We start from the raw sequence: 13,064 nt of genomic DNA on the forward strand, positions 1-13,064 counted from the left end.
AAATTAATGAACGAATTTGATAAGCAACATACAATCGCTAAATGGGAAGAACTCTTACGTAAACCTGCAAAGGTGACTGAGTCCAGAGAATTCCCTTCTTGGGAGACAGTATCCAAGCGAAGTATCCAATTCGAATATTCTCCAGAGAAAAGTTCTTCATCCAATGTTATTTCATTCTTTCGTAAACCGATAGGTCTTGCGGTTGCTAGTGGTTCTGTTCTCTCGCTTGCTGCGGCATTATTTTTTGTTTTCTTTATCAATCCATCGCAATCAGACAAATCGGAATTAGCTGTCGCTTCTCCGGCAAAAGAAACAAAACAGGCGGTTTCGTCTCCGCTGAAGGTTCAAGTTTCTTCCGTAAAAGGAAAGGTCTCTGTGCTTCCTGTAGGTAGTTCCAACCCAGTCCCACTGGTAAAAAACTACCAATTGGCATCGGGGGATGTGATCCTTACGGAAGGTTCCTCTCAAATTGATTTAGATTTTGAAACTGGTTCTTGGATGCGGATCACTCCGAATTCGGAAGTAGTTATGGATCTCATTGAAAAAACAAATGAGGCCCAATCACAAAAGTTCTCTGTAAAAAAGGGGAAGTTATTTGCCTCTGTTTCCAAACTCTCGAAGGACAGCCAATTTGTTGTCCAAGCCGGCGAACATCTTACGCAAGTTAGAGGGACTGTCTTCAGTGTTCAGTTCGATGGAAAATCTGAAGTGGTCGCCGTTCGCGAGGGATCAGTGGCAGTCGGAGAACTTATCCTCACTTCCAAACAACAAACGGTGATTAAATCAGGAGAGGGATTGCCGACGGCACCGACTCCAGTGAGTCCGAAAGAAGATAAAGAACTCAAAGCCTTCCAAACACAAACCGTTCTTGCTCGTGAGTCCAAACTATACGAAGAACATGCTAGATTAGAACTTGTACGATTGGAAGATGGAACCGAATACCGAGGTGTGATTCTTGGGCAATCGGAAACACATCTGCACTTCCAAGGATTGGAAGGACCTATCGAAATCCCGATCCAAAAGATTTTAGAAACAGAAAAAATCCGTTAATTTTCATAAGTTTTTTGACAATTTTGTCTTTTTCTGAGAGGCTCTTTCCGAATACCCACGCCTTTGGGCACCTTAAAGGAAATCATGCCGCAGAATCACAAAAAGACCTTTCGCTTTCACTATCTCATCGATAAAGAATTCCAGTTAAAGTTTTTAGCTCATTATTCTCTTTTGTTTATATCCGGGGTACTTGTGACTTTAGGTTTTCTCTACTGGTTGAACCAATCCAAGTATGATGGTGGTGCGGTATTCCGTCTTCGCCAGGATGCACAAACTGTGTTTTGGAAAGTGGAAAATGAGGATCCAGCTCCTGGGGAACAAAAGGAAAAGTTTGTTCCAAGGGAGATTTATCTTCCGAACTACGACCACCAATTGAATATGTATACCATCCAATTTGATGCGGTGGTCACACTCTCCATCTTGTATCTACTTTTGATCACCGTGTTTTCTGTTTTTAAATCGCATAAGATGGCAGGACCTGTGTTTAGTATCAAACGTTCCTTACAGCGAATGGCATCAGGGGAACCGATTGAAACCATTCGAATCCGGAAGGGGGATGAGTTCCAAGAGCTTGTCGAAGTATTGAATGAGGTGATTCAAAAACGCGTGAGCGATAGCGCGAAGAAGTAAACATAACTATACTATGTCGCATTGCCGCCGAGAAGCCCCCGCCCTGAATTGGGTGGTGGAGGCGGGCTAGTGGGCTTTCCCAAAACCACTCCTACCAGAAATTTCCCCATCTGACAACTCTCACTTCCAATCCTTCGCTTTTTATTTTGGTTTGTTCATGTTTTGGAGTTTATTCCAGAACGAAGGACGTAATGAAACTCAAGATCCTTGTCCGAACAAAGTTCAGGAAAAAAATATTTTCCATTCATTACCATCATACATTAGTTTTCAATTCTTTCAGTTTGACTTTCTTTTTCTTTTCCTAAAAGATTTTCCATTATGAAAATGAGACAAAGTTACATTTCATCGGTTGTTCTGTTCGGTTTAGTGATTTTGGGAATTGGATGTAGCCAACCAACACTTGCTAGGTTGAGTTCCGATAATATTTTGGGTTCCGATGCTAAGGCAAAATTACTCGAAGCCTCTCGGCGAATCGATGGCGCAAAGTTTGCACCATTGGGAGCAGGATCGGCTGGTGCGGAAGCATCCTCGTCCTTATTAAACGGGGTTTTAATCCCTATCTTAGCAGAGATCAATCCAGACAAATATTATAAGAGAGAGACTGTTGACGCTTGTGAGAAGAATATTTATCTTCTCGGTTTGGCTCTTCCTAACTATGCTTCTGTTGAGCTTTCTTGTAAGATTGAAGAGGTGAAAACCTTCGATTTTTAAATCTTATGTAGTTATGCCAGTGGGCTCTTGCTAAATATTCTATACGCAAGATAACTCATTGGCAAGTAAGCAAAACCTAAATCCACAAGGGTAAACCAAAGAGGGGAAGGAAGCATCAGAATATTGGCGATCCCACCGACTAAAAAGAAAACTCCAACAGCAAACGAATATTTTAAAATATGATTTGCGACGAATCGGGAAACAAACCCCGAACCAACAAAAGTTCCGATGGCATGGGCGAGAAAAGGAAATAGAAAGTGTTTGGGTTCGAAAAGATGGATGGAAGCCTTTAAACCTTCCATTGTTGTGACATCAGCTCCTTGTGGTGGTGGGATGATATTTCCACTAACCATAACAAGCCCCATATTCACCACACTTCCGAGAAAAATTCCAAGGATGACCCAAAGGACATTTTTTACTATTTCTGGCATATATTACCTCGGTTTTTGTTTTCCAATGGGTTTCTTTTAAATCTTAAATGAGTTCGATTGTAAAGAATAATCCTTTGCCACCGATCGCAGCGGAAATCCTTTCGCAGATGCGAAAGATTGGAGCGAAGAGCGGGATCGCTTCTTGTTTAAAATTTCGATGTTGAATCCAATGGCGAGGCGCATGGGGAAAAAATGGATGCGATTGATTCAATCGAGGAATCGTTTCCTTTGTTAGGATTGGAAGTAGATTCAAGATGATGCAATGACGAGTGTTTCTAGTAGAGACGATTCCCTGAAGCAACTTGTTACTTCCCATAATTGATCTTATGTCGCATTAGAGCTGGCGATACTTGAGTGTACTCATACATCCTTTACAGTTCTGTCTTGATACATACTAATGAGATGTATTCTATTGCATTGCCGTCTTACTTACTGCACCGGCTCTTACGGGAAAATTTCATTTGGTTCCGCAGATTTTTTTCTTAATATCATCGCAAAGATAAGATCCCACCAAACGCTCCGCGTCACAGCGGAACTTTGCGGCCGCTTTCACTTCAGCACTACCAGTCACAGAAGATGCAGTTTCAGAACAATAAGAATAGGATTGGTAAACAACAAGGGAACAAGCTAGATAATCTAAATCGGCTCGTTCGCAAGCTTCATAGGAAGGATTGGTTTTGGTACAATGGACGAGAAGAAATAGAGAACAAATTGAAACAAGAAAGGAACGCACTTAGTCCTTAGACAGACTTTAGTGCGGTTTAGTTTTCGGTTTTTTTAATCTGGCGTAAGTATAAACAAGAATTACGGTTTTGAATTATATTTTTGAAGGATTCCGTTTCTTTCAATGTATCGAATTTTTCCAGAAGTCGTTGCCTTTTTTTCTAATATGGTTAGGCCAGGATCTTCTTTCAAAACGAGAAGATAAGTCCGATCGTGAACGACAAGAGAATCCAATTTGATAATACCAAACTCATTGAATAAAGAGCGTAATTCCTCAAGAGACACACCCTCTTTCGAAGAAAAGATATACTCTCCTTCTTTGAACATAGGTTGTTTCTCTTCCAAGGGTCGCATCTGTTGGTTTTGTTTTGGTTCACCAAACAAGGTGCAGCCAGTGGTTAAGGCTGCGATCATGAGGCTGTAACCAATTGTCTTATTGTAAAACAGCGGTAACTCCTGTCACTTGTTTGAGGTGTTTTATGGAAGCATTCGCATTGATTGCTTTTCCATACTGAGTTGTCCCAGCGAGGGCCGCTTCAGCCACTCCACCTTCGATGAGTTTTGTGATCACATCTTGGTAAGTGAAAGTTTGGTTGTAGGAACGGATGAGGGCTGCAACACCAGATACATTGGGAGTAGCCATGGAAGTTCCGTTTAAGTTAGTATAGGCAGTTGTAGATGGTGCCCAAGCAGTAAGGAATACGTCCCCAACAAGTCCACCAAAGTAGGTACCAGAAGTATCACTTACCAATCGGTAACCTACTGTACAATTTGTCCCAGCTGTTCCAATACAATTATTAAGTACCTTAGTATCTGCAGAATTACTTATAAAGGTATTTGAACCATTTCTACAAAGTTGAGATTGAAAATTGGAAAAATTGCTATCATACATGGTCAAAGTTGTAGCCGCTGCCGGAGACCCTGCCGTTGCAGAATATTTCGCTTGGATATAATCGTAACAAGCACTTGTAGATTGTCTTTCGCCATAACTTACTATGAAGTGGGAAAGGGAAACATTCGTAGCACCTGCTGGAATCGTAAAGTTTTTATAAACGATACTATTTGTATTCAAAGCAGTTGTTGTGATGGTATTTGCAGAGCTATCAAACAAAGCGTTTGCTAAAGTACAATCTGCCGTCACAAGCATCTTGTAATTCGCTAATGTGCAGGTGGAAGAGGCCCAAGCAGTTCCTGAAGTGGAATATGTCCAATCGGAATAACTTGTAGCGTTTTCGTTATAAGATACTTCTGTTCCATACCCACTATAGATATTGGTTCCTGGGGCACCGAAGTCAGAAGAGCGGCTGGCTACAGTTGCATTGCTGTCATAGTTTGAAAAATTTGCTAATGCATGTTTTTGGTCCAAAGCAGAAATGCAAATTAAGTTTGCATTTGTATTCTCACAAGGGTAAGCATTGCCTGTCCCACTTAAATTTAATCCATCATTTCCTGCCGCTACCACTACCAAAACATCATTGGTTCGGGCAAACTCGATTGCTGAATTGATGGCAGTGCTAAAACTAGAACCACCGAGACTCATATTGATGACTTTGGCACCATTACGAACGGCAAAGTAAATTCCATTCGCAATATTGTCGTTGGTTCCTCCACCGAGTCCTAAAACGCGGACAGCCATAATTTTTGCTGATTGGCAAACACCGGAAATTCCCACTCCGTTATTTCCAACGGCTCCAATTGTCATGGCCACATGAGTTCCATGTCCTTCTTCATCGCTGGGGTTATTATCTCCACTTGCAAAATCATAACCATGGTTAGGACAACCACCACCAATCGCCGTTCCGTTTTGGTTTACGCAACCACCAGAACCATCCCACATATTACCAACTAAATCTTGGTGAGTGTAAGTCACTCCCGTATCTAATACTGCTACGATGGTATTATTGCAACTAGTAGTCACATCCCAAGCACCAAGAACATTCATATCTTTTCCGGATGTTCCCGGGTTACTAGCGTTAGCAGTATAACTTGGAGTGGCTACAGTTTGTCCTGTATTGCTTAAACCCCAAAGTCTTGCAAATTCTGGATCATTTGGTGCAGAAGCTTGTTTGTAGTATAGGTAACGTGGCTCTACGGATTCTACATTGGGATCTCTTTTAATCCTTGCTAATCCCTCTTCCATCGTTTCCGAATCTGCTAGTTTTGCTGTTGTAAAATGTCCTTTTAGGTTGAGAACTCCAGTGTTACTTGCTAACTTTGAAGTTTGGTGCACTAACTCAGAATCTGGAACTTGTTTTTTGAAGGTAATGACTACTTCACCAGGAAGGTGAGGAAGTTTTTTACCCGCATTGGCTTTTGCACGCAGAGCATCCAAATTTAAAGTATTTTCATTTAAATTCCAAACAGGTTCGGAAATGAGAATGTTGGTAACAACTAACATGGTTGCTACGATCAAAATTTTTGAAGCAGTTTTTTTATTAATATTCATATGATTTATCCTTAACCTATGTACTCGGAACATTTACTGCAGAAGTTTGGGCGGAAGGACTCCCTCCCGTTGTGTTGTATTTCCCGTAAGAATATACTTTGAAATACCAATTGCCATAGGTTGGCACTGAGATTACTTTTGAGACAGGTGTTGTGCCACCAGTATTCGGAACATCCGCACAAATGATGGTAGTTCCATTGTGAACCGCAGTAAATCCAGAAGTCTGGCTATAACAAACTTTATAACCGCCGTCCGTAGCATTGGCTGCCTTTTCATTGGTGCCCGTCCAACTTACTAAAATATCGGCTCCTGTTTTTCCAGTACCAGAAACGTTCAGGTCAGCGCTTGATGCGGAACCATTACTTCCGTTCGTTGTGGCAACCCTTACCACGGCAGCTCTAGCACCTGTTGTGGATGGCGCAAACTGAATGGTAAATGTTCCAGAAGCACCGGCAGCAAGAGTTGCACCAGTACTGAAAGCACTGATTGTAAAATCTCCAGTATCGCCACTTGGTTTAGAAAGGGTGATTCCTGTCATCGTTGCTGTTCCCGTATTACTGATAGTAACTGTTTTTGCAGAAGATGTAATTGTGGGCCATACTACACCGAATGTGGGAATGGAACCGCCTGTAGTAAAACTACTGGAGTTATGAGAAATAGCGATGGTTGGTACAGGTTTTGGAGTTCCTGTTCCTGAAACAGTAAACAGGAATGCATATGAGCCGTCATAAGATACGGAGATATTCGATGTTTTGGATCCCGAGGCTCCCGTCGGTGAAAATTGAATCGTGAAAGTTGCCGAAGCATTGGCCGCAATGGTAGTTGGAAATCCACCCAAGTTTAATGCAAAATTTGCATTGGTGGAAGATACTGCCGGTGGTCCGTCTAAGTTCGCCACAGCACTCCCCGTATTTTTCACAGTAAAAGTCACAGCTGTCCCAGAAGAGTCGATTTCAACTGAACCCATTCCGTAGTTACCATTTTCGCTAATTTGTGTGGCTGCTACGGAAACTGCCAATCGAGGTCTTGCCGTTTCAGCAGTTCCTGTTAAGTTAAACTGGAAGGAAGCAACCGCAGCATCGCTTGATTGGATTTTGATGATTGCAGTTTTGGCTCCTGTTGTTGTTGGCTTGAAATTTAATGTAAAAACAGCGGAAGCACCGGCAGCTAAGGTAGATGTTGCCGGTTGAGTGACTGTAAATTGTGATGCATCTGTTCCCGATAGAGCAACAATATTGGGGGAACCAGGAAGTGTGATCGCGACATTGCCAGTATTTTTAATAGTGACTGTTCCCGTCTTACCGTCGGCAGTGTTAACTGGTTCAGAACCCAAATTCAATGTAGCACCACTTTCCCGGCTAACACCTTCGTATTCAACTTCGAGTTTAGGTGCAGGTACATCCCCACCTCCACCACCGCCAAGGAGTGCGATTAGACCGAGTCCAGCACCACCTCCGCCGCCACCTGGGCAACCGATCGTAAACAATGTGGTGAATGTTAATAATATTAGAAGATTCAGTTTTTGATTCATGGGTAAACAGCGCATAATTTTTTACCTATCGTTCCCTATGATCGTTTTTTTTCAATCGTACCTTCTGTTCTGTACTCGGGAAAAACCGCTAGAACTGTTTTTTCCTCGATTCTAGAACGTTCATTCTGTTTTGATTGATTTTTTTTTAAAAAAGTTAGGCGCTAGAGATTTAAAATCTACCTTTCCCCTAAGTTTGGTTCTATGGTCAGTCTTCTTCCGGAGGGCTAATCACTCCATTTTTAGGGATTTCCTTACGATGACGAATGTCATCTTCGCACTCCAAATGCCTGTAAGAGGAGAGAGATGGTATGGTTTTGTCCATAATTTCGCTATGATCGAGATCGTATTCCCAGTATTTGGTGAGGTTTCCTTGCCAATCATAAGGAATGGTTTTTTGAAAAACAAACTCATGTTGTGTGATCCATTTCATATGTTGGATCTCTAATTTTAGATTCCCTCTAAAAAAAATGGGAATGGGAAAGAAATACAAACACCCAACGAGTAACTCCCCCGCCTGATCGTTCGTTTTAGAAGAGAGAGGCAAAAAGAAAGGTACTTTGGATTTAGCAAGGGGTAGAGGATAAATTCGTAACGATTGTTTGGTGGTTTCGGAATGGTTTTCAAAAGTGAGAGAAACAGGAATTTCTTCCAAATTTCCCACGGTTTGGTCCTTCCCACGAACCAATCGCAAAACCAAATAACTTTCTTTATCAGAGGGAGAGGTGGGAGTTATGCTAGGTTCTTCTTTTTGTATGGACCGAAAGACCGTACAATGTAAATGCAAAAGAAGGAAAATGACAAGGAGACTGTGAGATCGTTTCATCAAACTTCCTGATTGCCTTTTCTTTAGAACCATGTTAAAATCAAGTATGGTATATTACTTAATTCTCACAACCATTCCTCTAGCCATTATTTCAGGCTTTTGTATTCATTGGTTTACGCTGCAAGAAGAGTCAAATCCACACAAACGATTGGAACATTCGCGAGGGATTTATCTGGGATTTTCCTTTCAAATCCTGCTTTTTGCTTGGTTATTATTCCAATTAGGCCATGCCAGATTTTCCTATCCCCTGTATGCGATTGGTTTTTCCTTTTTAGGAGATTGGTTCAATCTTCAGTTTCCCATCGCTAAAAAACGAATGGAAAACCCGGTTCTTGGAGGAATTTTTAGTTTTGCCATTGCCCAAGTTTTCTTTCTGTTATCATTTTGGAAATTGACCAGTTGGAATGAATTGTATACCGGTATTTTGCCTTATGTGATCACAGGTGCTTTGCTCGTTCTTCCGGCACTGGTCTTCTATTTCCGAGTGTACAATCCTAGAAGATCCAAATGGGTGATGGGATCGGCCTTTGTTTATGGCCTTATTCTTTGTTTTTTTGTTTCTTTATGTATCAACGCCTATTTCACATTTGGTGGAGTTTGGATTTATTTGGCGATTGGAGCTGGATTTTTCCTACTTTCCGATGCGGTGATGGGAGAAACCACCATCAATGGAACAAGACACCCCAAATGGGAATTCCAAGTTCCTTGGGTGACTTACCTCATTGCACAAAGTTTTTTACTCGTAGGTTTCTTTTTAGTATCTCATACAAGACATTTGCTTTAGATTTCCGTTAAAGATTCTAATGGATTTGTTCTGACAAATCATTGTTTGGTGCAGTTAGTTTCGACTGTTCCCAAGCAATGATCATTCGTTTTCGATTTGGATCCCATCTGTATCCACCAAATAGACCTGAGGTTTGAATCACTCGATGGCAAGGGATAAGATAAGCAATGGGGTTTTTGCCAATGGCTGTACCAACCGCTCTTTGTGCGGATGTTTGACCGATCGAACTTGCAATGTCTCCATAAGTACAAACACTTCCCATAGGTATCTTTAATAGAGATTTCCATACTTTCAGTTGGAATTCAGTTCCATACACATAGAGTGGAATGGGAGTTTTAGGAAGGATCCGTTTTTGAAAATAGTCTTTGATCTTCTGGTGTTCGGAGGATTCCCCTTCTTTCCATAGAGCATTCGGAAATTCGTTTTTTGTTTCTAGGATTCCGTTTTCCAGAGAATCAACAAACTGAAGGGATTGGATTCCTCGCTCGGAAGATACAAGAAGGATGTCTCCAAAGGAAGAAGGAAATACTTCGTATTGTAAAACGAGTCCTTCCCCTCCTCGTCTGTATTCCCCTGGTGTCATTGCTTCCATTTTAACAAATAGATCATGCAAACGACCCGTTCCAGATAACCCTAAAGAATATGTTGTATCCAAAAGAGTTGATTCTTTTAACAAACGTTTGGCGTGAGTTACCGTGACAAATTGTAAAAATTCTTTGGGAGAGACACCGGCCCAGGTCCGAAACACCTTTTGGAAATGGAAGGGACTTAGCGAAACTCGTTCGGCCAAAACATCCAAGTTGGGTTGGTCTTCGAAGTGCTCCAATACATATTCGATGGAGTCTTTGATGATTTCGTAGTGTTTGTGATTGGCATCCACAAAGATGATCCTAACGGATTTCCTTTCTTATGAAAACCCGATTCTTGTGATTTCTGAAAATAAAATACAATTTGTTTGATTTTTTTAAACCAAAATCCCATCCTCTTCTAGTAGAATAAAAGTGTCACAACATTTGTATCCATTTCCCGTACTTACCGCCTTACAATCCATTGTTGATTCCATTCGCATCAATCCTGTGACCATTTTGGATGCCCCACCCGGAACCGGAAAAACAACTGCTCTCCCTACGGAACTTCTAAAAGCAGGTGTTTCCTTCGGAAAAAAAATCTGTATCTTAGAACCCAGACGAATTGCCGCAAAAAATGCTGCCAAACGAATCAGCCAATCTCTGAAAGAAGAAGTAGGAACTACCGTCGGATACCGAGTCCGGTTCGATACAAAAGTAAACCAAGAAACAAAAATTGAATTTGTAACCGATGGAATTTTAACAAAGATCCTCCTTGCGGACCCAGAACTGAAAGATTACGGCCTCATTGTTTTTGATGAATTTCATGAAAGGCGACTCGATTCTGATTTGTGTTTTGCATTGGCACGTCGTACCCAAGAAGTCTTTCGTAATGATTTGAAATTACTCATCATGAGTGCCACACTAGAAGGACAAAATTTTGAATCCATAGGAATTCATTCGAAACCCATTCGAGTCAGTGCGGAAACTCATCCCTTAGAAATTTTCCATATGGGAGATTCCAATAAAAATACAAACCAAAGACTATTGGATCTCATTCCTAAAGCCGTAGAACAGACAGAAGGTGATATCCTTGTTTTTTTGTCTGGAAAAAAAGAAATTCAAGATTTAAGAAATGGATTGGAATCGGTCCCGCAGGTCAAATCGAACGCAGTGGTGATGGGTCTCTATGGTGATTTGGATTTGGCAGACCAGGAACGGATTTTTTTACCACAACCACAGGGCAAAAAAAAGATCATCCTTTCCACAAACATTGCAGAGTCTTCTGTAACCATCCCGGGAGTCCGGGTAGTTTTTGATACGGGGTATCACAAACATGTTGTTTTTGATTTTGAATCGGGAGTCTCTCACTTAATCAAAGATCGAATCAGTCTCAGTAGCGCCAAACAAAGAGCAGGGCGTGCAGCCAGAGAAGGAAAAGGTTTTGTGTATCGCCTCTGGTCGAAAGAAGAAGAAAAATCTTTTTTAGACAGAACCAAACCAGAAATTCTAGAAGGGGATATTGATCGTTTGGTTTTGGAAGTGAAGTCTTGGGGAGAAGAAATCCACCAGTTACCATTTTTAGATCCACCAAACAAAGGTTCCGTGTCACAAAGTGTCCACAGGTTGCAACTTCTCGGTTGTTTGGATTCCGGGTCCAATCTTACGGATCTGGGAAAAGAATGTTTGAGATACCCTCTTCCCATTCGATTGGGAAAAATTCTATCCATTCTACCAAAAGAAAAAGAAAGTATCGTTGCCGATGTGGTTTCGTTAGTGGGAAAAGAAAATTTGGGAACAGAGGCAAAGTCTTTTCCAGAAGAGAATTTTTCTAAAAATTTTCCTTATGATTTGCGTGCCGTATATGACCAAATTTTGCGTATTTACAGGGAAAAATCACAACTTTCTTTGATTTTACCTGGAAAAGATCGGTTGTTTTATCTCGCTTCTGGATTCCCGGATCGGATTGCTAAAACAAAAGTGCCGAATGGAAAAGAGTTTAAACTTTCGAATGGTAAATTAGGAATTTTGAATACAACATCCATCCAAATTCCAGAATACATTCTTGTTTTAGATACATTTTCTTTTGGTCAGGATCTTTGGATCACGAGTTTTCTTTCCATGGAAGAAAGTGAAATGGAAAAAATCTTTTCAAACCTCATTCAAACCAAAGTAGTCTCTGAAACAAGAACCAACCAACGCGGAGAATCCTTTCTTGTTGTGAAAGAAGAAAGAAATTTAGGGGAACTTGTTTTGGGTTCCAAGGAAACAAAATCACCCAATCCAAACCTACTCAGTTTGGCACTTACAGAATATATCACCAAATCCTCTCTGGAAGAAGAATGGAAAAAAGATCCAGAGCTAAAAAACTTTTACAACCGAGTTCGATTTTTAGAAACCCAAGGAATTTTGGATCTAAAAACAGACTTCCCTCATTTAAAACAAAATTGCAAAGAATGGTTATTTCCTTTTATCAATTTTGATTCGGGGAAACTTTCTTTAGACAAACTTCCCTATTTAGAAGCATTCAAAGCCTATGTAGGATATGACAAAATAAATCTAATCGATTCTTTGGCGCCCTCGTCCATCCAAGTTCCTTCCGGTTCTCGGATCCAATTGAATTATGAGGGAGTGGAACCTGAGTTACATGTCAAATTACAAGAGTTATTTGGTCTGAAATCATTGCCAAAACTGGCGAATGGGAAGGTAAGTATTCTCATCCACCTACTTTCTCCAGCCCGAAGACCAGTACAAATCACAAAAGATTTAGAAAGTTTTTGGAATCATGGGTACCATGAGGTAAAAAAAGAACTAAAAGGAAGGTATCCGAGACATCCCTGGCCGGATAAACCTTGGGAAGCGACCCCTACAAAACATTTAAATCACACCAAACGTTCGTAAGTGGACACCCATCCTTTTTTATTTACAAAAAATTTAATCTTACAATTAGGACAGAGATAATCACCTGCCATTTTCCATCTGAGGAGGGTTTGGCATTCGGGGCAATGAACCGTTTTTTCTTCTGATTTAGGAGTGAGTTCGTTTGCGGGAGTATCACTGACAATCTGTGATTCTAAATAGTGGATACAATCTGATTCTGTTGCATACAAGGATAATCCTTGGTTCAGTTCTTCTGGTATAGGAATTCGAAGTCCAAATCCTGCGACTTTCGAACCTGTTTCTTTGCAACGTTCTGTGATCTTTCTAAGAAATTGCCACCCTACTTCTGTGACTTCTTCGACTTGTGAAAAATCAAGGCAAAAAAGTGAGGGGGAAAGAGTCTCCTCCTTCAATTTCAGATAGAGTTCGGAGCCAATTTCCGCAGAAAATGTTCCCGCTAGGCGGAAAAGAAGTGATTTCAAACAGGTT

13 protein-coding genes are annotated in these 13,064 nt (G+C 41.0%); 5 read left to right on the forward strand and 8 right to left on the reverse strand.

Annotated elements, in window-relative coordinates; translation table 11 throughout:
* Positions 1 to 6: 6 nt before the first annotated feature.
* From JWG41_RS10335 to JWG41_RS10345, 3 genes are all read left to right on the forward strand, one after another.
* On the forward strand, positions 7 to 1,050 hold the full coding sequence (locus JWG41_RS10335) for a FecR domain-containing protein (RefSeq protein ID WP_205269843.1): 1,044 nt from the start codon (positions 7 to 9) through the stop codon (positions 1,048 to 1,050).
* A gap of 84 nt (positions 1,051 to 1,134) precedes the next feature.
* Positions 1,135 to 1,680: a HAMP domain-containing protein gene (locus JWG41_RS10340; RefSeq protein ID WP_205269844.1), complete on the forward strand. Its 546-nt coding sequence runs from the start codon at positions 1,135 to 1,137 to the stop codon at positions 1,678 to 1,680.
* Between the two features lie 324 nt (positions 1,681 to 2,004).
* On the forward strand, positions 2,005 to 2,391 hold the full coding sequence (locus JWG41_RS10345) for a TIGR04452 family lipoprotein (protein WP_232373913.1): 387 nt from the start codon (positions 2,005 to 2,007) through the stop codon (positions 2,389 to 2,391).
* An 11-nt stretch (positions 2,392 to 2,402) separates the two neighbouring features.
* On the opposite strand, the gene JWG41_RS10350 is transcribed toward JWG41_RS10345, so the two are convergent.
* From JWG41_RS10350 to JWG41_RS10375, 6 genes are all read right to left on the reverse strand, one after another.
* Complete coding sequence (locus JWG41_RS10350) at positions 2,403 to 2,822, reverse strand: hypothetical protein (RefSeq protein ID WP_205269846.1); 420 nt, start codon at positions 2,820 to 2,822, stop codon at positions 2,403 to 2,405.
* 457 nt (positions 2,823 to 3,279) lie between these two features.
* A complete protein-coding gene (locus JWG41_RS10355; RefSeq protein ID WP_205269847.1) occupies positions 3,280 to 3,555 on the reverse strand; it encodes a hypothetical protein in 276 nt (91 codons plus the stop codon).
* 71 nt (positions 3,556 to 3,626) lie between these two features.
* On the reverse strand, positions 3,627 to 3,959 hold the full coding sequence (locus JWG41_RS10360) for a hypothetical protein (RefSeq protein ID WP_232373914.1): 333 nt from the start codon (positions 3,957 to 3,959) through the stop codon (positions 3,627 to 3,629).
* 19 nt (positions 3,960 to 3,978) lie between these two features.
* Positions 3,979 to 5,991, reverse strand: a complete 2,013-nt coding sequence (locus JWG41_RS10365; protein WP_205269848.1) for a S8 family serine peptidase — start codon at positions 5,989 to 5,991, stop codon at positions 3,979 to 3,981.
* Positions 5,992 to 6,007: 16 nt separating this feature from the next.
* Positions 6,008 to 7,522: a choice-of-anchor D domain-containing protein gene (locus tag JWG41_RS10370; RefSeq protein WP_205269849.1), complete on the reverse strand. Its 1,515-nt coding sequence runs from the start codon at positions 7,520 to 7,522 to the stop codon at positions 6,008 to 6,010.
* A 205-nt stretch (positions 7,523 to 7,727) separates the two neighbouring features.
* Positions 7,728 to 8,345 carry a hypothetical protein gene (locus JWG41_RS10375; protein ID WP_232373915.1) on the reverse strand — a complete coding sequence of 206 codons (618 nt, stop codon included), beginning with the start codon at positions 8,343 to 8,345 and terminating at the stop codon, positions 7,728 to 7,730.
* A gap of 46 nt (positions 8,346 to 8,391) precedes the next feature.
* On the opposite strand from JWG41_RS10375, the gene JWG41_RS10380 reads away from it, so the two are divergent.
* Positions 8,392 to 9,129 (forward strand): lysoplasmalogenase family protein, encoded by a 738-nt coding sequence (locus tag JWG41_RS10380; RefSeq protein ID WP_232373916.1) that lies wholly within the window; start codon positions 8,392 to 8,394, stop codon positions 9,127 to 9,129.
* A 16-nt stretch (positions 9,130 to 9,145) separates the two neighbouring features.
* Here the strand turns inward: JWG41_RS10380 and JWG41_RS10385 are convergent, their stop codons facing one another.
* Positions 9,146 to 10,009, reverse strand: a complete 864-nt coding sequence (locus tag JWG41_RS10385) for a methylated-DNA--[protein]-cysteine S-methyltransferase (protein WP_205269852.1) — start codon at positions 10,007 to 10,009, stop codon at positions 9,146 to 9,148.
* Between the two features lie 121 nt (positions 10,010 to 10,130).
* On the opposite strand from JWG41_RS10385, the gene hrpB reads away from it, so the two are divergent.
* Positions 10,131 to 12,596 (forward strand): ATP-dependent helicase HrpB, encoded by a 2,466-nt coding sequence (gene hrpB / locus JWG41_RS10390; RefSeq protein WP_205269853.1) that lies wholly within the window; start codon positions 10,131 to 10,133, stop codon positions 12,594 to 12,596.
* Here hrpB and JWG41_RS10395 read toward each other — a convergent pair.
* Entirely contained in the window at positions 12,578 to 13,057 is a 480-nt protein-coding gene (locus tag JWG41_RS10395; RefSeq protein WP_205269854.1) for a hypothetical protein, read from the reverse strand. The two genes, hrpB and JWG41_RS10395, sit on opposite strands and share 19 nt — an antisense overlap.
* Between the last annotated feature and the right edge of the window lie 7 nt (positions 13,058 to 13,064).

It is taken from the genome of Leptospira chreensis (assembly GCF_016919165.1).
Taxonomy (GTDB): domain Bacteria; phylum Spirochaetota; class Leptospiria; order Leptospirales; family Leptospiraceae; genus Leptospira_A; species Leptospira_A chreensis.